Raw genomic sequence first — 2104 nt, forward strand, 5'->3', positions numbered from 1 at the left:
ACTGCAAAAGACTTTGCCCGCGATCTTAAAGCGCTAGGCGATGTCAGCAAGATCAATCTGCATATTAACTGCCCCGGTGGTGATGTGTTCGACGGTACCGCCATTTACAACCTGCTCAAAGATCACAAAGCCGAGGTGGAAACGTGGATTGAAGGCATCGCAGCCAGTATGGGCAGTGTGATTGCCCTTGCTGGGGATACTGTTCATATCGCCGAGAATGCCTATTACATGGTGCATAACCCCAGTGCCAGCGCCAGAGGTGATGAGCGTGCCCTGGAAAAAACCAAGAGCCTGCTGGCAAAAGTGAAAACCACCATGATCGGCCTCTATTCCTCCCGCTCAGGAATGTCGGATGAGGAGGTTAGCCAAGTGATGGATGACGAGACCTGGTATACCGGCGCCGAGGCCGTGGAAGCCGGCTTTGCTACCGATACCACAGCAGCAATGGAAATGGCCGCGAGCTTCAGTGCTGATCATTTAAACCAGTTCAAAAATACCCCTCAAGCTATTAGTGCATTGGTTATGCAGGGGCCTACTGAATTTAGATTCCCGTCTGCGGTTGCAGACAATCCCCCCAAAAACAAGGAGGCGCAAGCCATGACCACAACCACCTCCACTACGCCAGCTGCAACCGCTGCGACCGAGGTTACCCCAGAAATGAAAGCCCAGATTGCCGCCGATGCCAGAGCGCAATTTGCCGCGGATGAAAAAAAGCGCAAAGATGATATCAAAGCCGTTTTTAAGGGCTTCGAAGCACACAGCACCGTAATGCAATCCTGTCTGGATGATATGGACTGCTCAGTGCAGGGCGCCAAAGACAAGCTGCTTACAGCCCTGGGTAATCAAACCCCAACCCCAGTACAAAGCTACAGTGTGGTTGTGCAGGAAGGTGAGGGTATCAAACGCATCAAGGCAGACGCTGAGAATGCCATTGCCATGCGCGCCTTTGGCGAGAAACGCACCGAAGGCAATAGTATGGCCGGCTATACCATGCTGGAAATTGCCCGCATGTTGATGCACGCCCACGGACAGAATTTAGCGGGCCTGGATAAAATGGGTGTAGTCGCCGCAGCGTTTACCCATAGCTCCGGGGACTTCGCGACTGTCCTGGGCAATATCGCCAATAAATCGATGCTTAAGGGTTACTCTGAAGCGGCAGAGGTGTTTCCGCAGTTTACCGCCACCGGCAACTTGAGTGACTTTAAGATCGCTACTCGTACCGATCTCGGCACCTTCCCCTCACTGCGCCAAGTGGCACCCGGGGCAGAATTTAAATACGTGAGTATTGGGGAGCGCGCCGAAACTGCCGCGCTGGCCACTTACGGGGAAATGTTCTCTATAAACCGCCAGGCAATTATCAATGACGACCTGGGGGCCTTCACCCGAATCCCACAAAAGATGGGGCTCGCTGCTATTCGCACAGTGGGGGATCTGGTGTTCAGTATTCTGATCAACAATCCCAATATGGCCGATGGCAAGGCCTTATTTCATACCGACCATGGCAACCTAGCTACTAAGGCAGGCATCAATACGGCCAGCATCGACGCCGCGAGGGTATTGATGGGTAAACAGAAGGACGGTACCGCTTTCCTAAATATCCGCCCCAAATTCCTGCTGTGTGATATTGCCGACGAGGGTGCCGCAAAGGTTGCCCTGGAGTCAGAGTTTGAAGTAGGTGAAACCAGTAAAAACAACACCGTACCCAATAGCGTGCGTAATATTGCCAGTGTGATCTCCGATGGTCGCCTTAGCGGACACAATGGCTGGTACCTCAATGCCGACCCGGTAGCGCACGACACTATCGAAGTGCTCTATCTGGACGGCCAGCAAGCCCCAGTGCTGGAACAGCAAAACGGCTGGAATATCGACGGGGTGGAATTCAAAGTGCGCCTGGATGCCGCTGCGAAAGCCTGGGATGCAAAAGGCATGGTGAAAACACCTAAGACCTAATACCCAGCTCAAACCGAACCAAACCTTAAAGAGTCCGAAAAGGGCCGCACATCGCGGCTTTTTTGCTTTCAGTAATTTACTCAATTGAGAGAAAGAGAATGGCTACTAATTTTGTACAAGACGGGCGCATGCTGGATTACACCAATAGCACTAG

Annotated in this window: 1 protein-coding gene; it reads left to right on the forward strand. The window is 52.5% G+C overall.

Annotated features, from left to right (window positions below):
* Positions 1-1950 (forward strand): ClpP-like prohead protease/major capsid protein fusion protein (locus G367_RS22645; protein WP_020411047.1); only part of this gene is annotated, 1950 nt, incomplete at its 5' end.
* Between the last annotated feature and the right edge of the window lie 154 nt (positions 1951-2104).

It is taken from the genome of Microbulbifer variabilis ATCC 700307, from assembly GCF_000380565.1.
GTDB classification, from domain to species: Bacteria; Pseudomonadota; Gammaproteobacteria; order Pseudomonadales; family Cellvibrionaceae; genus Microbulbifer; species Microbulbifer variabilis.